The sequence below is a fragment of the Candidatus Pelagibacter sp. Uisw_090 genome (assembly GCF_047717845.1).
Classification (GTDB): Bacteria; Pseudomonadota; Alphaproteobacteria; order Pelagibacterales; family Pelagibacteraceae; genus Pelagibacter.
The window spans coordinates 377,082-394,746 of the sequence record NZ_CP159810.1 but is presented as its reverse complement, the minus strand read 5'-3'; the positions used below and the strand labels follow the sequence as shown (position 1 = coordinate 394,746).

At 30.8% G+C, this 17,665-nt stretch carries 20 protein-coding genes; 10 read left to right on the top strand and 10 right to left on the bottom strand.

Annotated elements, in window-relative coordinates:
* Positions 1-57 precede the first annotated feature (57 nt).
* From purE to ABXT58_RS02050, 4 genes are all read left to right on the top strand, one after another.
* The gene (gene purE / locus ABXT58_RS02065) at positions 58-549 is read left to right on the top strand and encodes a 5-(carboxyamino)imidazole ribonucleotide mutase (RefSeq protein ID WP_415304378.1); all 492 of its coding nucleotides are present in this window, start codon (positions 58-60) and stop codon (positions 547-549) included.
* A gap of 9 nt (positions 550-558) precedes the next feature.
* Complete coding sequence (locus ABXT58_RS02060) at positions 559-1,605, top strand: 5-(carboxyamino)imidazole ribonucleotide synthase (RefSeq protein WP_415304377.1); 1,047 nt, start codon at positions 559-561, stop codon at positions 1,603-1,605.
* Positions 1,606-1,616: 11 nt separating this feature from the next.
* Positions 1,617-2,084, top strand: coding sequence for a GNAT family N-acetyltransferase (locus tag ABXT58_RS02055; protein ID WP_415304376.1), 468 nt, complete (start codon positions 1,617-1,619; stop codon positions 2,082-2,084).
* Positions 2,085-2,202: 118 nt separating this feature from the next.
* A complete protein-coding gene (locus tag ABXT58_RS02050) occupies positions 2,203-2,409 on the top strand; it encodes a cold-shock protein (RefSeq protein ID WP_008545539.1) in 207 nt (68 codons plus the stop codon).
* Between the two features lie 79 nt (positions 2,410-2,488).
* On the opposite strand, the gene ABXT58_RS02045 is transcribed toward ABXT58_RS02050, so the two are convergent.
* On the bottom strand, positions 2,489-3,253 hold the full coding sequence (locus ABXT58_RS02045; protein WP_415304375.1) for an alpha/beta fold hydrolase: 765 nt from the start codon (positions 3,251-3,253) through the stop codon (positions 2,489-2,491).
* 31 nt (positions 3,254-3,284) lie between these two features.
* Between ABXT58_RS02045 and ABXT58_RS02040 the strand changes: the two genes are divergently transcribed.
* The 3 genes from ABXT58_RS02040 to ABXT58_RS02030 are packed head-to-tail and all read left to right on the top strand — an operon-like array spanning position 3,285 to position 4,871.
* Entirely contained in the window at positions 3,285-3,632 is a 348-nt protein-coding gene (locus ABXT58_RS02040; RefSeq protein WP_415304374.1) for a cupin domain-containing protein, read from the top strand.
* A 49-nt stretch (positions 3,633-3,681) separates the two neighbouring features.
* A complete protein-coding gene (locus ABXT58_RS02035) occupies positions 3,682-4,428 on the top strand; it encodes an aspartate/glutamate racemase family protein (protein WP_415304373.1) in 747 nt (248 codons plus the stop codon).
* 2 nt (positions 4,429-4,430) lie between these two features.
* Entirely contained in the window at positions 4,431-4,871 is a 441-nt protein-coding gene (locus ABXT58_RS02030; protein ID WP_415304372.1) for a hypothetical protein, read from the top strand.
* Here the strand turns inward: ABXT58_RS02030 and ABXT58_RS02025 are convergent.
* Complete coding sequence (locus tag ABXT58_RS02025) at positions 4,861-5,172, bottom strand: hypothetical protein (RefSeq protein ID WP_415304371.1); 312 nt, start codon at positions 5,170-5,172, stop codon at positions 4,861-4,863. The two genes, ABXT58_RS02030 and ABXT58_RS02025, sit on opposite strands and share 11 nt — an antisense overlap.
* Before the next feature lie 109 nt (positions 5,173-5,281).
* On the opposite strand from ABXT58_RS02025, the gene ABXT58_RS02020 reads away from it, so the two are divergent.
* Positions 5,282-6,130, top strand: coding sequence for a DMT family transporter (locus ABXT58_RS02020; RefSeq protein ID WP_415304370.1), 849 nt, complete (start codon positions 5,282-5,284; stop codon positions 6,128-6,130).
* A gap of 6 nt (positions 6,131-6,136) precedes the next feature.
* Here ABXT58_RS02020 and ABXT58_RS02015 read toward each other — a convergent pair whose 3' ends face one another.
* The 4 genes from ABXT58_RS02015 to ABXT58_RS02000 are packed head-to-tail and all read right to left on the bottom strand — an operon-like array spanning position 6,137 to position 11,242.
* Positions 6,137-6,724: a sarcosine oxidase subunit gamma family protein gene (locus tag ABXT58_RS02015; protein ID WP_415304369.1), complete on the bottom strand. Its 588-nt coding sequence runs from the start codon at positions 6,722-6,724 to the stop codon at positions 6,137-6,139.
* Positions 6,721-9,717, bottom strand: coding sequence for a sarcosine oxidase subunit alpha family protein (locus tag ABXT58_RS02010; protein WP_415304368.1), 2,997 nt, complete (start codon positions 9,715-9,717; stop codon positions 6,721-6,723). The genes ABXT58_RS02015 and ABXT58_RS02010 overlap by 4 nt, the downstream gene beginning before the upstream one ends.
* Before the next feature lies 1 nt (position 9,718).
* Entirely contained in the window at positions 9,719-9,985 is a 267-nt protein-coding gene (locus ABXT58_RS02005; RefSeq protein WP_415304367.1) for a sarcosine oxidase subunit delta, read from the bottom strand.
* Positions 9,986-11,242 carry a sarcosine oxidase subunit beta family protein gene (locus tag ABXT58_RS02000; protein ID WP_415304366.1) on the bottom strand — a complete coding sequence of 419 codons (1,257 nt, stop codon included), beginning with the start codon at positions 11,240-11,242 and terminating at the stop codon, positions 9,986-9,988.
* 127 nt (positions 11,243-11,369) lie between these two features.
* Between ABXT58_RS02000 and ABXT58_RS01995 the strand changes: the two genes are divergently transcribed.
* A complete protein-coding gene (locus ABXT58_RS01995) occupies positions 11,370-13,055 on the top strand; it encodes a formate--tetrahydrofolate ligase (RefSeq protein ID WP_415304365.1) in 1,686 nt (561 codons plus the stop codon).
* 3 nt (positions 13,056-13,058) lie between these two features.
* Here the strand turns inward: ABXT58_RS01995 and ABXT58_RS01990 are convergent, their stop codons facing one another.
* The 4 genes from ABXT58_RS01990 to ABXT58_RS01975 are packed head-to-tail and all read right to left on the bottom strand — an operon-like array spanning position 13,059 to position 16,241.
* Entirely contained in the window at positions 13,059-13,850 is a 792-nt protein-coding gene (locus ABXT58_RS01990; RefSeq protein ID WP_415304364.1) for a glutamine amidotransferase-related protein, read from the bottom strand.
* Positions 13,847-15,010: an iron-containing alcohol dehydrogenase gene (locus ABXT58_RS01985; protein WP_415304363.1), complete on the bottom strand. Its 1,164-nt coding sequence runs from the start codon at positions 15,008-15,010 to the stop codon at positions 13,847-13,849. The genes ABXT58_RS01990 and ABXT58_RS01985 overlap by 4 nt, the downstream gene beginning before the upstream one ends.
* A 14-nt stretch (positions 15,011-15,024) precedes the next feature.
* The gene (locus ABXT58_RS01980) at positions 15,025-15,219 is read right to left on the bottom strand and encodes a hypothetical protein (RefSeq protein WP_415304362.1); all 195 of its coding nucleotides are present in this window, start codon (positions 15,217-15,219) and stop codon (positions 15,025-15,027) included.
* Positions 15,213-16,241, bottom strand: a complete 1,029-nt coding sequence (locus ABXT58_RS01975) for a glycerol-3-phosphate dehydrogenase (protein ID WP_415304361.1) — start codon at positions 16,239-16,241, stop codon at positions 15,213-15,215. Before ABXT58_RS01975 ends, ABXT58_RS01980 begins: the two co-directional genes overlap by 7 nt.
* Before the next feature lie 80 nt (positions 16,242-16,321).
* Between ABXT58_RS01975 and ABXT58_RS01970 the strand changes: the two genes are divergently transcribed.
* A complete protein-coding gene (locus tag ABXT58_RS01970) occupies positions 16,322-17,662 on the top strand; it encodes an NAD(P)-binding domain-containing protein (protein ID WP_415304360.1) in 1,341 nt (446 codons plus the stop codon).
* The last annotated feature ends 3 nt before the right edge of the window (positions 17,663-17,665 follow it).

Sequence of the window (17,665 nt, the reverse complement as noted above, 5' to 3'; positions counted from 1 at the left end):
TTGAAATTTTAGGCTTAATTTGAAATAACAATTTACGTTAGAATAAAATTACAACAAATGGCTAAAAATAAATTAAAAAAAGTATCAATTATTATGGGTAGTCAATCTGACTATAAAACCATGATATTTTGTCAAAATATTCTTAAAAAATTAAATATAAAATTTGAAACAAAAATAATATCAGCTCATAGAACCCCTAAGAGGATGTATGAATTTGCTATTAATGCAGAAAAGGATGGAATCGCGGTAATTATTGCTGGGGCTGGTGGATCTGCACATTTACCAGGAATGATTTCAGCCCTTACATCTCTACCGGTACTAGGAGTTCCAATTGAGAGTAAAAAGCTAAAAGGTCTTGATAGCCTTTTATCCATTGCACAAATGCCAAAAGGAATACCTGTTGGAACATTAGCAATTGGAGAAGATGGCGCAATTAACGCTGCTTTATTAGCTGCATCTATTATTGGTCTTAGTGATTTAACTGTCAAAAAAAAATTAAATCAATTTCGTTTAAGTCAAAGCAAATCTGTTAAAAAAAAACCAAAATAGTTTTAAAATATGTCTAAACCAATTCTTGGAATTATAGGCGGAGGTCAGTTAGGTAGCATGCTTGCTATTGCTGCAAATAAACTAGAGATTAAAACAGTTATTTTTTGTGACGATATTGATGCACCAGCACAAAACTTTTCTAATGATTTTGTACATGGTGAATATAATGATCAAAATAAGATTAACGAGTTTTTGAATAAAGTTGATGTTGTAAGCTATGAATTTGAAAATATTCCATATGAAACATTAAATGAAATTAATAAGATAAAACCTGTTTTACCGAAACCTTCTGTAAATAGAATAATTCAACATAGACTAGCAGAAAAAGATTTTATAAATAATTTAAATATAAGAACTACCCGGTATGTATCTATTGAAAAAAAATCTGATATGGAATCAGTTGAAGATTTACTTCCTGGTATACTTAAAACTACAACTCTAGGATATGATGGCAAAGGGCAACACCCCATTAGTAGTTTAGAAAATTTAGATTCAATTAATGTAGATTATTCAAAAAGTTATATTTTAGAAAAGCTTGTCAAACTTAAAAAAGAAATCTCAATAATTATTACAAGATTTAATGATCAAAAATATGAAATTTATGAACCCATTGAAAATGTACATGAAGATCAGATTTTAAAGAATTCTAAAATTCCAGCTGAGATTAGTGATAAAATATTAGAACAATCAAAGCTATGGGCAACTCAGATTTCTGAAGAATTAAAATATGTTGGAACTTTGTGTGTTGAGTTTTTCATTGATAGAAATGATAACCTTTATGTAAATGAAATTGCACCAAGAGTTCATAACTCAGGGCACTTAACAATTAATGCATATAATGTAAGTCAATTTGAAAATCATGTAAGAGCTGTTTGTAAGCTAGAACAGATACCTCTTAAAAAAGTATCAAATGCAATGATGACAAATATAATTGGTGACCAAATTACTAATTACAGAAATAAAGAACACAATGAAAATGAATTTTTCTTTGATTATCTTAAGAAAGAAGTTAAACAAAAAAGAAAAATGGGACACCTAACAACCCTTCTTAAATAGATATTACTCAAATGTTAAAATCAATCGAAGGAAATTTTGATAATCCAGAAGTTCATGAGTTTCTTATCAATCATTTCATTGAGTTAAGATCTGTATCACCCGAAGGTAGTGCTCACGTACTTGATATAGCTGGATTAAAAGACCCATCTATTAAATTTTGGAGCTTATGGGAAGAAAGTGACTTAATGGGTAGCGGTGCATTAAAATTCCTAGATAAAGAACATGGTGAATTCAAATCAATAAGGGTTAGTGACAGCTTTAGAGGTAAAGGAAATGGCACTAAAGTCATAAATCATTTAATTAACGAGGCAAAAAAGCTTAATATCAAAAAATTAAGTTTAGAAACTGGTGCAGGTGACTTCTTTTTAACTGCTAGAAAATTATTTAATAAGTGTGGTTTTGAGCCCTGTGAACCCTTCTCTCACTACAAAAAAGATATCAATTCTATCTATATGACTATGCTAATTAGCAACAAATAAGTCTTTAATTATTTAATCTTTTAAATTTAGTTGACAAAACCACAATAAATCTAAACAAAGCGTGAATTACTTAATTATAAGTAATAAAAGTAACACAACAATAAGTAAGAAGATAAATATGAGTCTACAAGGAAAAGTAAAATGGTTCAATCCAACTAAAGGTTTTGGTTTTATTGAAAGAGAAGACAAAGAAAAAGATGTATTCGTTCACGTTTCAGCAGTAAGAGATGCTGGCATGAATGGTTTAGACGAAGGTCAAGCTTTGACTTTTGATGTTGAAGATGGTCCAAAAGGTCCTTCAGCAGTAAACTTAAAAACTGCATAATATTCACACTTTTTATTGGCTGCGATTTTTAATTAAATTATTTTTTAATTATTTAGCTAAATATTTCAGCCAATACCACTCAATTTTTTATAAGAAATTCTTCTACTACTGTATTAAATTCCTCAGGTTTCTCTAAATGGACATTGTGAGAGCAGCCTTTAATTACCTTTAAATCACTATTAGGAATATTATTATTCAAAGTTTCCACTTGATTAAAATTATAAGCTCTGTCTTGATCACCCCAAATTATCAATGTTTCATTTTTAATATTTTTCAAACTTTCAATTCCGTTCCAATTTTTCATAGCAATCAATCCATTGTCAGCAGCTTCTACAGAAGTTTGTTTTCCAGCTTCCTCACAAAGATAAAAGTGTTTTGCTTTTTCTTCTTCTACAAACCAAGTTTTTGCTATTCTATATGCAGTATCTTTCAGTCCATTATTTTTTAACTTTTCTCTAGACTGATCAATAGTTTCAAATCTACCTGGTATATTTCCTCTTGGGCCAGTGCCATAACAGATTAATTTTAAAATTTTTTCTCCTACTAATTTTGCTATTTCTTGGACAATCATTCCGCCCATTGAATGACCTAGTAAATTAAATTTTTTTATTTCCTTTTTTTCTAATAAATTTAGTATTGTTTTAGCCATACATTCAATTGAATCACACGAGTTGACAGTATTACTGAAACCAAAACCAGGGAGTGCTGGGGCAATAACTCTAAAATTATCTTTAAAAAATTCTATTTGAGGGCTCCACATATCTGATGAGCCTAAAAAACCATGAACTAATACTAATGGAGTTCCGTTACCAGTATCTTCAGCAAATATATCTTGCATATTCATTATTTATTAATAATCATTGAATATATCAATTATGATTAAAAGAAAAATAACTAATCTATACGATGTTGAGTTTGTTCCATTTGATAATTATGGCTCTCCAGTGAAAGGTATGTATTGGCACAAAATTAGTTATGATAAAAAAAATGGGGGGCAAGGTACATATCTTCTAAAAATGGACCCAAATGCAAAAAGTTTACCTCATATGCACACTGGGTTTGAAGAATTTTTAATGCTGGAAGGAGAGCTAACTGATCCTGATAATAGAATTTTTAAAAAGGGTGATTTTGTAACATTTGAACCTGGTTCAGCTCACTCATCCCACACTAAAGATGGTTGCTTAATATTAGTTTTTATGAGAGGTATTAACCAACCATTGTGACAAAAATTTTAAACAAACTTTAAACAAAATTAAAAAGTACTTAATATTTATGATTGGAATTTTAGGTGGAATGGGAACCCAAGCAGGACTTGATTTTTGCAACAAACTAGCCATGCTAAATAGAGGAAAGATTGATCAAGAATATCCTCTTTTCATGCTTTATAATAAATCTAATATACCAGGTAGACCAGAATCAATAGGTGTTCAAACTAGAGCATTCTCAATACTTCCACGAAGTTCTAAAAATATCACCAGATATAACAAGGTTTTAAAAAGCTTACTTGAAGGTTGTAGATCACTAGAGAAAAGTGGCTGCAAATTTATTGTCATACCCTGCAATACTGCTCATTATTGGTATGAAGATTTAAAAAAAAAAATTAAAATTCCAATCATAAATATGCCTAGAGAAGTTTTTTTACATACAAAAAAAATTTGTAAGAAGAATACAAAAATTGGCCTACTAGCTACAGAAGGTACTTTAAAAACAGAAATTTATGAAAAATTATTCAAAAGTAAATATAAATTAATTAAACCACCGCATAATTTACAAATCAAATCTGTTAATAAAACTATTAAACATGTCAAGATGGGAAATATAAAATTAGCAGAAAAATCTATTAAACTAGCAATCAATTATTTGATTAAAAATAATTGTAAAAAAATCATATTAGGCTGTACTGAATTGCCTATTGCAATTTTTGCATTTAAGTCATTAAAAAATGTAAAAATATCAGAATTATATTTAGACCCAAATTTAATATTAGCTAATTCTTCAATGACAAGATATGGAAAATAAAAATGCTTTCTAAAACTAAAAAACCATATGTCATCTATATGGCTGAAATCATATATTCTTATGTTTCAATTATTAAAAAAAAAAATTTAGACATTGAGGCAAGAGAGGCTATTAATAAATTCATGGAAACTGAAGAGTTCAAAAAATTAAGCAATGGAACACTTCACGAAGAATGGTTTTCAGAACTTAAAAAAAATAATTATCTAGACCAAGAAACTGGAAAAAAAATACCTGAAGAAACAATTAAACTTTTAAATATTCAGAAAGATGTCACCATAAAACAATTAATAAAGATACCCGCTCTTTATGAGACAAAAGACAATACTTTAATTGAGGCCTCTAAGAGGGCACATCAATTTTTATGGCGTATGTGTGAGAGTTATGAGCTTTGGTGCAAGGAAACAAGTCAATCAGAGCAACTTATTTTAAATATTACTGATTAGATAGATTTAAAACTTTATTTGTTTTTTCTATTCTACGTTTAACTAATGCATAGAACTCATCATAATTTTCATCTTCTTCAATTATAGTTTCTTTATTGTCTATTAAACTCTTGATATTCTCAGTGGGAGTTTTACCAGTTATTTTCTTTACAGCCTTACTGGATCCATAAGAGAGACTAGCTTGATAGATATTTCCAGTATTTGCAAATGTGTATGCTGGCCCTAAAAGAGCTGTGCTTTGTATGCATCCATTAAGAAAGCAAAAAACAAATAATCCAATAATTATTTTTTTTAAAATCATTATAACCCTTCTTAACTCTAAGTATTTTAAAACACAACTCAAGGGCGAAAGTGTTCATTTTGGATATTAATGTCTAATATTGATGTAAAATATAACTTATAAGCTCACTATGGTTAAAATTTTTCCATTCATCTTTATAATTTTGTGGTCTTCAGCATTTGTTACAACAAAACCTATAATAGATAATAGTGATCCTTTTGCTGCATTAGCCTTTAGATTTTTTGTTGTAGCTTTTGGTTTTTTTATTTTTTCAATTTATGCAAAACAAAAAATTTTAACCAATACAAAGAACCTTCTGCAATCACTTTTTAGTGGTGTGCTTTTTCATGGCGTTTATTTGGGAGGTGTTTTTTACTCTGTTTCAATTGGAATGCCAACAGGAATTGCAGCATTAATTGTAACCTTACAACCAATCTTAACTAATGCTTTAGCGGGAAAATTTTTAAATGAAAAAGTTACTTTCGGACAATGGATTGGAGTAATCCTTGGATTTATAGGTGCCGCTTTAGTTTTAGGTTTTGATGTTGGATCAAGCCTTCCTTTTTTTGGAGTGATAGCTTCTTTTATAGCTCTGTTAGCTATTACAACTTCTACCTTGTGGCAAAAAAAGATAAGTAATAATTTACCTTTATCAGTTAGCAATATGTATCAAGCAATGGGTGGTTGTTTTTTTCATATACTGGTTGTTTTTATTTTTAGTGAACCTTTTATTAATTTTACACCTACATTTCTGATAGCAATGAGTCATCAGATATTTCTTGTATCTTTTGGAGCATTCACAATCTTAATGTATTTAATTAAAAATAACTCTGCAAGTAAAACTGTTTCTATATTTTTTTTAATACCACCAACTACAGCAATAATGGCTTGGTTATTTTTAAATGAAAAATTAAATAATCTAGATCTAATTGGTTTTGCTGTGGCAACTCTTGGTGTTTATATTGCAACTAGAAAGTAATAAATTTTAAACTCCTTTATACCCAAACTCTAAGCAAGCATCGGTAATAGAATGATAAAAAAATTCTCCAAAACTTCTTAGAGTGAATATTCTAACTTTATCTGGATTATCATCTAACATATCAATTGTGACCGACATTCCGTTGTAAGTTGAATTTAGACAAGTATCTTTTTTCAATTCATTAAAATTAAAGGGGCATCCTTTTTTTAATATCTCTTTTGTATTTTTTCCCTCTATTTGAATTATTGTTCTACTATGAGATATATTTGTTATAGCAAAATCTGCCTCTACTAGTTTTTCATTAATTTCTTTTAAAATTTCTTTTTTTGAAGAAACTAAAAGCCAGGTATTTGGGCCATTCCATAAAATTCTTGTATTAGTGTTACAGTTTATATTTAGAGTTTCATTTTTTAAGCTCAGATTATCTATCTTAATATTTTGAATGGCTGTTAAGGAGCTCTTATATTTGACTATTTGAATGATTAAAAAATCTTTTAGTTCACTCACTTTTAGCAGCTCATCATCATTTTTTCCCTCATGGTCACCAAATAGTCCTTTGTTATGGATGGCATTTAAAGCAGAAATTGAGCTCATGATCTTACCCTTTCACCCTTTGGATCTACGTAGTGTGATGAAACTATCTCTACAGGTATTGTTTTGTTTTTTAGAGGTGACATTGCAAATAGTTTTTGTCCTATCATATTTTTTCCATCCTTAAGTATTGCTAATGAAAATGGGTTATCATATTCAACACTCCAACATGATGCAGAGATATATCCTAATTTAGGATTTGGTATTGGAGCCATTGCATCTTTAACCAAATGAGATCCTTCAGGGATACTTGTTTTCTTATCAATTGGAACAACACCTACTACTTTTTGTCTATCTTCTGCTATGAATGCTTCTCTATCTAAAGAACGTTTTCCTATAAAGTCTTTCTTTTTACTAACCAATCCTTCTAAAGAATTATCATATGGAATGGTTCTGCCATCTAGTTCTGATCCTGCTATGTGACCCATTTCAATTCTTAGAGTTGATAATGCTTCAGTTCCATAGGGTTGGATTTTAAATTCTTGTCCTACTTCCATTATTTTTTCCCACATAAAGTTTCCATTGTCAGATTCGACATTAACCTCATAAGCAAGTTCTCCTGAAAATGAAATTCTAAAAATTCGTGCATGTACTCCAAATAAATCAGCTTCAAGATATCCCATAAAAGGTAAACCGTCGTTAGAAGCATCAATATTTGGAAATAGCTTTTGCAATAGATCTCTAGATTTTGGTCCTGCGATTGCTGCACCAGCCCATTGCTCTGTAGTTGATACTACATTTACATTTAGCTCTGGCCATACAAGTTGTAAATAATATTCTAGATGAGATAAAACATTTGCTGCTTGAGCTGTTGTTGTTGTCATATGATAATGATTTTCAGAAATTCTTGTTGTTGTTCCGTCATCCATAACAATTCCATCTTCTCTTAGCATTACACCATATCTTGCTTTACCAATTGGCAATTTTAACCAAGCATTAGTGTAAACACGATTTAGTAGTTCTGCAGCATCAGGTCCTTTAATATCAATTTTACCCAAAGTAGTTACGTCACAAACTCCTACATTTGTTCTAACGTTTTTAGCTTCTCTTTTTGAACCTTCAAATAAAGTTTCTTCTCCAATTTTGTAATATCTTGGTCTTAACCAGACGCCTGCATCTACAAACACTGCATTATTTTTTTCATGCCAAGTGTGCATAGGTGATTTTCTTGTTGGTTTAGAATGTTTGCCAATTTCTCTTCCAACAATCGCACCAATAGTAATTGGCGTATAAGGAGGTCTAAAAGTTGTGTGACCTACTTCTGGTACTATTTTGTTTTCTATGTTGGATACTAGTTGCAAACCATTGAGATTACTTGTTTTTCCTTGGTCAGTGGCCATTCCAAGTGTCGTGTATCTTTTTACATGTTCAATAGATCGATAACCTTCTTTTAGTGCAATTTCTATATCAGAAACTGCTACATCATTTTGGAAATCTAAAAATCTTTTATATGTTTTTCCTTTAGGCAAAGGTACACACCAAAATTTATCGTGAGTAGTTGATTTTTTTTCCATAACTATTGGCGATGATATTTTATTGTCATTATTGGTTATTTTTTTTGAAAGTTCATATCCACTTTCAAATGAATTTTTTAAAGTTTCTTCTAACGTAAAAGTTCCATTTGCTGCACCTAAAGTTGTTTCATTTTGTTTTGATAGTCCTGGCACAAATGCATCTATATCTTTATTAAAGGTGGTTTTATTTCCTGATTGAGACGCTAAGTGTATTGTTGGGGTCCAAAAGCCTGAAACACAAATACAATCACAATTAATAGTTTCTAAAGTTCCTAATTCATTTTTATCATCTGAAATTTTGGCAACTTCAGCAGATTTAACTTTTTTATAACCTTTAGCTGCAACAACTACGTAAGAGAATTTAATTTGAATATCTAATTTTTTTGCTTCATCTATGATTTCTGACTTAGGTTCTTTTCTAGTATCTAAAATAATTGGATCAACACCATTTTTTTTAAATTCTATAGCCGTTTCATATCCACTATCATTATTTGTAAATATTAAAGGTTTTTTACCAACTAAAACTCCATAGACTTTTAAATATTCCTTCGCTGCAGAAGATAACATCACACCTGGTGTGTCATTGTTTCCAAATACTAAAGGTCTTTCAATTGATCCTGATGAGATTAAAACTTCTTTAGCTCTAATATACCAAAGTCTTTGTTTTGGATTATATTTTTTAGTTTTAGGTAGGTGATCACTTAATTTTTCTGTCATCACTAACATATTATGATCGTAGTAACCAAATACTTGAGATCTATTCTTAACAATAACATTGGGCATTTCTTTAAGTTCAGAAATAATATTTTCTGCCCATTCTTTTCCTGTTTGATTTCCAATATTAACTTCACTCGTTAATAAAGTTCCACCAAATCTAGGTTTGTCTTCTGCTAAGATTACTCTTGCACCATTTTTAGCAGCAGCATATGCGCTTGCTAAACCAGAAGGTCCTGAACCTGCAATTAGTAAATCACAATACTCATATTTGTGTTCGTACCTTTCTTTATCATGTTTAGTTGATGCAACTCCAAGTCCTGCTGCTTTTCTTATAAATGGTTCATAAACTTTGTACCAAAAACTTTTTGGCCACATAAACGTTTTGTAATAAAATCCTGCTGGAAGAAATATCTTTAAGAAATTATTAATTGCTCCAATATCAAAATTTACACTTGGCCAACAATTAACACTTGTTGCTTCCAAACCTTCAAAGAGTTCTTGTTCTGTAGTTTTTACATTCGGCTCAGTTTCATTATTTCTGTATAGTTGAACAATTGCGTATGGTTCATCCACCCCTGCACCAAAAAAGCCTCTAGGTCTATGATATTTAAAGCTTCTTCCTATTAAATGAACTCCATTAGCAAGTAATGCTGATGCTAAGGTGTCACCCTCATAACCAAAGTAAGTTACTCCATTAAATTTAAATGAGATTTTTTTATCTCTATTTATTAATCCAATATTATCCAATCTATAATTTTGAGTCATATTAAATGTCTTCGTTAGCTTTAACTGTTTTAAATATTTCGTGAGTTGCGGTGTCTCTTTCCACTTTGATCCACTGTCTACATCCTGATATATGTTGCCATAACTCTTTGTGTTTTCCTCTTAAGCTTTTTCTATTATAGACAAAGTTATCCCAATCTATATCTGAAACTTCCTTATTAAGTTCTGGTCTTTTAACAGTTGCATCACCACCATATGAAAATTCATTTTGAGATCTCATTCCACAATGAGGGCATTTAATATGCAGCATTTATGAGATCCATGTTTTGGTTCCAAGTCCTTTTTCATCTAGTAAGTGACCTGTATTAAATCTACTTAAGCTATAACCTTCATTTAATTTATGAACTCTATCTTGAGCAATTGTATGTGCAAATGTCCAGCCTGAAGCTGGAGTTGCTTTAAACCCACCATAACACCATCCACAATTTAAATATAATCCTTCGATATGAGTTTTATCTATTATGGGTGAACCATCCATAGACATATCCATAATCCCACCCCAAGTTCTAAGCATTTTTAATTTACTTAGAAATGGCATCATTGCAATTCCCTCTGTTAGTACATGCTGGAGTGTTGGTAAATTTCCTCTTTGGGCATAACTATTATATCCATCCAGATCTCCTCCCATTACCATTTCACCTTTATCAGATTGACTAATATAAAAATGTCCTGCTCCAAAAGTAACCACACTATCTAATACAGGTTTTACAGGCTCTGTAACACATGCTTGTAAAAGATGAGTTTCTACTGGTATTGTCATATTTAGTTTTTCAGCCAAAATATTGGTACTTCCTGCAACACATAAACCAATTTTTTTAACTTTTATGTCTCCTCTAGAAGTTCTGACACCATTTATTTTTCCACCAGAAACATCAAATCCAGTTACTTCACAATTTTGAATTATATCTACTCCCATTGAGTCAGCTTGACGTGCATAACCCCAAGCCACAGCATCATGTCTTGCTGTCCCAGCACTTGGTTGCATTAATCCACCAAATATAGGAAATCTTACATTGTCTGAAAAATCTGCCATTGGAATAATTTCTTTTACCTCTTCTCTATTTAATAAAACTGCATCAATACCATTTAAGCGCATTGAGTTTCCTCTTCTTGCAAAAATATTCATTTGAGCGTCTGAGTGTGCAAGGTTAATTATTCCTCTTGGAGAAAACATTACATTGTAATTTAAGTCCTGACTCATCTTTCTCCAAAGATCCATTCCAAACTCACTAAATAATGCATTATCATCGTGCATATAATTTGATCTTATGATTGTAGTATTTCTTCCCATATTTCCACCACCAAGCCATCCTTTTTCAATGATAGCTACATTCGTAATATTATGTTCTTTTGCAAGATAATATGCAGTAGCTAGGCCATGGCCTCCACCACCAATAATAACAACGTCGTATTCTTTTTTTGGAGTAGCATCTTTCCAGGCTAGGTCCCATTTTTGATGACCAGAGAAAGCATTTTTGATCAAATTAAATATAGAATATTTTTGCATAAGATAATTTTATACAAACGAATATAAATAGTTCTTATTTTTTTTATATATATTTTTTAGAAGTTTCCAAAAAATTAAAATAGGATATCAATTGAGCATTAAAAAATAAATCTTATAGGAGTTTCAAATGAGCGAAGTTAAGTCAGACATTCAAATAGCTAGAGAAGCTAAAATGCAACCTATAAATGATATTTTAGCCAAGATAAATGTACCAGATGAAAGCTCAGCTTTTAGTCCAATGGGCAGACACATTGCAAAGATTAATTTAGAATATTTAGACACACTAAAAGATAAACCAAATGGAAAACTTATACTAGTTACAGCGATCACTCCTACTCCAGCTGGTGAGGGTAAAACTACAACTTCAGTTGGTTTAAATGACGGATTAAATAAAATTGGAAAAAAATCGATTGTTTGTTTAAGAGAACCAAGCCTTGGGCCTTCTTTTGGAATGAAAGGTGGAGCAGCTGGTGGTGGTTATGCTCAGGTAGTTCCAATGGAACAAATTAATTTACATTTTACCGGAGATTTTCACGCAATAACATCAGCTCATAATTTATTGTCAGCATTAATCGATAATCATATCTATTGGGGAAATAAGTTAGACATAGATGTTAGAAGAATTGTTTGGAAAAGAGTGATGGATATGAACGATCGTTCTTTAAGATCTATAAATATAAACTTAGGTGGAGTTGCAAATGGTTTTCCAAGAGAAGATGGTTTTGATATAACTGTTGCATCTGAAATCATGGCAATCTTTTGCTTATCAAATGATTTAGAAGATTTAGAAAAAAGAATTGGAAATATTACAATTGCCTATACTAGAGATAAAAAACCTGTTTATGCTAAGGACTTAAAAGCACAAGGTCCGATGACTGTATTATTAAAGGATGCAATTAGACCTAATGTTACTCAAACTTTAGAAAACAATCCTGCAATTATTCATGGTGGTCCTTTTGCTAATATTGCACATGGTTGTAATTCTGTAATTGCTACAAAGACTGGACTAAAACTTGCTGATTACGTTGTTACAGAAGCAGGATTTGGTGCAGACCTTGGTGCGGAAAAATTTCTTGATATTAAATGCAGAAAGTCAGATTTAAAACCTAGCTGTGTTGTAATTGTTGCAACTATTAGGGCTTTAAAAATGCATGGTGGTGTAGCAAAAGATGCCCTTAAAACAGAAAATGTGGAAGCCTTAAAAAAAGGTTTAGTTAATCTTCAAAGACACGTGGAAAATGTCAAAAAATTTGGTTTACCAGTTGCAGTAGCTGTTAATCATTTTATTAAAGATACAGATAATGAAGTAAAAGCTTTGATAGAATTTTGTGACACTATTGGTGTTAAAGCAAGTCTCTGTACTCATTGGGCAAACGGTGGTGAAGGTACAAAAGAACTTGCAAGCCATGTTGCTGAATTATGTGAGAAAAATGAGGACAAATTCAAATTCTTATATGAAAACAAAATTCCTCTATTTAAAAAAATAGAAACAATTGCAAAAGAAATTTATAGAGCAGATGAGGTTATTGCTGATACTAAAATTAGAGATCAATTAAAAAGCTTTGAAGAATCTGGTTACGGAGATTTCCCAATTTGTATTGCAAAAACTCAATACAGCTTTTCAACAGACCCAAGTCTAAAAGGTGCACCAACAGGACATTCTTTGCCAATTAGAGAAATTAAACTCTCTTCAGGAGCAGAGTTTATTGTTGTTATTTGTGGTGCTGTTATGACTATGCCTGGACTACCAAGAGTTCCGGCAGCAGACTCAATTAAATTGAATAAAGATGGTGAAATTGAAGGTCTGTTTTAAAAATTAGTTACGTATATAATTAATCCAATTTCTAACTTCACATGTTCTATCATTAAAATCTAATAGTTCATCTTGAGATTTTATGAATGAGATATGGCTTTCATACTCTTCTTCATTTAAAAAATTTTTATTTTCAAATAATCGCTCTTTACGACCATCCATAAGATTAAGCATCTGAAAATATTCATAATCAGGATGATATTGTAAACCAATAATTTCTGAGCTTCCCGCATTAAAGCTAACACCCATTACATTATTAACTTTGTCACTTGATAAAAGAGTAGTATTTTTTGGCAATTCACTTACTTCGTCAAAATTGAATGCTGGTGAGGTAAAAACTTTTTTTTTATCTTTGTATATAAAGTGTTTTTCACCTTCATTGTTAATAATTACATCTGATGCAATTCCAATATGTGCACCATTTTTTCCAGGATTTACTTTACCTCCAGCTGCTGTTGAGCAGACTTGTAATCCCCAACAAATTGCTAAAATCTTATTTTTATGATTAAAGCAATTAGATGCAAAATTGATATGTTTCTTAATGACATCTGTCATATCATTTACTCTCATTGCACCACCAGTAAACACAATGCCATTATATTTACTCATATTTTTTAGAGCATTCGTTGTCTCATCATCATGACCAGGATTTATGATTTCTGTATTTGTTAATGGTTCTATCTTTAAAATTAAATTTTTTAAATTATCTGCTGCAGAACTTCCAGCTGCTTTAATAAAAAACTCACTATCTTCTCTAATATTTCCCTCAACAATTAAAATATTCAAATTACTCATTTAAACAATTCTCCACTCATACTATGCTGATACATTGTTCTCATATCATTTTCTGTTAATTTTTTTGGATTTCCTCCAGTAGATGGATCTGCTAAGGCCATTTTTGACAATCTATCAATATCAAAATTCTTTTCATCAATCACTTCTGATAATTTGTGAGGCATATCTAGTTTTTTTCTTAAATCTAAAACCCAGTTAACAAAACCATCAAAAGATCTATCTTTAAGTTCTAAATAATCACAAATCTTTATTGTTTTTTTTTCAATTACGTCTTTATTAAAAGTTAATACGTAAGGCATGAATATCGCATTGGATAAACCATGATGAATATTATTTAAAGCATTTACCGGATGGCTTAATGAATGAATTGCCCCCAAGCCTTTTTGAAATGCTGTTGATCCCATGCTTGCTGCTGTTAACATATTTTGTCGTGCTTCAATATTTGATCCATTGTTAAATGCTTCAAATAACCATTCATTAATTAATCTCATGCCCTCTAAAGCGATTCCATCAGCCATTGGGTGATATCCTGGTGCACAATATGCTTCCAAATTGTGAGCTAGCGCGTCCATACCAGTTGCAGCTGTAATCTTTGCAGGCAAACTAAGTGTTAATACCGGATCCAAAATAACTATTGAAGGTAAAAATTTAGGATGAAAAATTATATTTTTTACACCAGTTTCTTCATTTAAAATTACAGATGCTCGTCCTGTTTCTGATCCTGTTCCAGCAGTTGTTGGTACAGCAATAATTGGTGCAATTTTGTCAGAGTTCGCTTTAGTCCAATTATCACCAACATCCTCAAAATCCCAAATAGGTAAGGTTTGGCCTGACATAAATGCAATAGCTTTACCAACATCTAAGCCACTACCCCCTCCAAAAGCTATTACTCCATCACAATTATTTTTATTATAATAATCAGCACCCTCAGTTACATTGGTGCCAGTTGGATTACCCACAACATCTGAATATAATTCAGCTGAAATACCACCTTCTTTTAAATTCTCTAGAACATTGATTACAATTTTTGATTTAGCAAGACCACTATCAGTCACTAACAATGGTTTATTAATGTTTAAATTTTTGCAAGCAATACTTAGATCTTTAATCCTATCCTTTCCAACCCACATGGTTGTTGGATAATTCCAATTTGACTTCATTTACTGGTCTCTTTTTAATTTTTATTTTTTTTAATTTCTTCTTCACAAAATTTTTTAGCTTCTGCAAGATCTGTAATTTTTGATTTAGATAATTTTTGACTTCCAGCTAGGCAGGCATCGACAGCTCTTTTTAAATTATAATCACTAAAATTTAGAATAACTACCATTCCAAGCACTATAAAAACAAATATTAATATATTTTTTACCATTGAATTTCTAATTTCTTATTTTCACATATAGTGTTTAGCATACTAAACATTAATGGAAAATGTTTAGAATTAAGATCTTGTAAAATTTTAGGTCCAATTTCTAATGCAAGTTGTGCACCCTCTACTGTAATATTTTTCATAAATTTTTCTTTAGCTTCTTTATATAAATATCCTTCACCTAAATATTTTCCCATCAAACTATTTCTTCCCCCTATTGCACTTACATATAAATCACCTAAACCAGCTAAGCCATAAACAGTTTCTGCTCTTCCTCCATAGAAAGAAACAAATTCAACCATTTCAGAAATTGATCTATGGATTAATGAGGCTGATGTATTTAAATAATATTTAGATTGAATTTCTTTAGGTGCTTTTGAATTGCTTAATCCTTCAGAAGCTCCAATTAACATTGAATAAATATTTTTAATTGCACCTGATAACTCAATGCCAGTTAAATCATCTGACACTTCTGTCGAATAATAATTTGTTGATATAATTTTTTTTAATCTTTCTGTTTCTTTAATATCTGGATTTGCGATAACAGTGCCTGTTCTCATTTTATATGCAAGACCTGCCGCTAAACAAGGTCCTTTGATTGCTGAAATATTTACTTCTCCATGACCCTTTTCCTTGAGAAGTTTTTTAATTTTATCTGAAAGTGTTATTAATTCATTGCCCTCAATGGCTAAACCTTTTGTTAATAAAATAATTGGAAGATTTTTTTTATAATTTTTTGATATCTGATTAACAAACCATTCAATTCCTACAGAACTCACTCCAGCAACAATTATATCTACCTCACCTTCAAGTATTGATTGTAATTTTTCAAATTTTTCTACCTTCAATTTTGATGGTAATTCAATATTTAAGGCAGGATGAAGATTATTATTTGATTTAATATTATTTATTAAATCATCTTCTAAATGCGTACCAACAAGTGTTACTTCATTCTGGTTTTCAAGGCATGGTACAGCAAATGCAGACCCCATTGCTCCAGCACCAATAATAATAATTTTTTTCATAATACTGTATTTTTTTATATTAATTTTTAGCATTTTGTTGGTAAAGTACAGTTATAAATTTATTAGGGAGAGGTGATTTTATGACAAAAGTAGCAATTATTGGTGCTGGACCTTGTGGTTTATCTGCTTTGAGATCTTTTGAACAAGCTGAAAAAAAAGGTGAAAAAATACCTGAAATAGTTTGTTTTGACAAACAAGATGATTGGGGAGGCTTATGGAATTACAGTTGGAGAACAGGTTCTGACCAATACGGCGACCCCGTACCTAACAGCATGTATAGATACCTTTGGTCAAACGGCCCTAAAGAATGTCTCGAGTTTGCTGACTATTCGTTTGATGAACATTTTGGAAAACCAATTCCATCATTTCCACCTAGAGAAGTTTTGTATGATTATATTTTGGGTAGAATTAAAAAAGGGAATTCAAAAAGTAAAATAAAATTTAGCACTACAGTTACTAATGTTGTTTATAATGGTAATAATTTTGAAGTTACTTATCGTGATAAAAAAAAAGCTACCTCTTCAACGGATATTTTTGACTATGTTATTGTAGCTAATGGACATTTTTCTGTTCCATTCATTCCAGAATATCCTGGTATGAAAGCTTTTCCTGGAAGAATAATGCACTCTCATGATTTTAGAGATGCAGAAGAATTTAGAGATAAAAATGTAGTTGTTTTAGGAAGTAGTTATTCCGCAGAAGACGTAGCTCTTCAATGTCATAAGTATGGAGCGAAAAGTGTAACAATAGCTTACAGACATAATCCAATGGGATTTAATTGGCCAAAAGGAATGAAAGAAGTTTATCACCTAGATAGGCTTGAGGGCAATAAAGCAATTTTTAAAGATGGTCATGTGCAAGAAGCAGATGCTGTAATTTTATGCACAGGTTATCTTCATCATTTCCCTTTTTTATCTGAAGACTTAAAATTAAATACAGGGAATAGACTTTATCCACCAAATTTATATAAAGGTATCGTTTGGCAAAATAATCACAAATTAATATACCTAGGTATGCAAGATCAATTTCATACATTTAATATGTTTGATTGTCAGGCTTGGTTTGCAAGAGACGTTATAATGGGAAAGATTAAATTTCCAGGTAGTTCAGAAATAGAAAAAGATATAAACAAATGGGTATCGATGGAAGAAAAATTAGAAAGTGCTGATCAAATGATAGATTTTCAGACTGAGTATACAAAAGAACTTCATACTTTATCTGATTATCCAAAAATTGATTTTGAATTGATTAGAAAAACTTTTAAAGAATGGGAACATCATAAAGTAGAAAATATTATGACCTATAGAAATAAGTCCTTTTCTTCACCTGTGACTGGATCAATTGGTCCAAAACATCATACTGCCTGGGAAGTTGCAATGGACGATTCTTTAAAAACATTTTTAGATCAGCCTAAAAAATAAGCC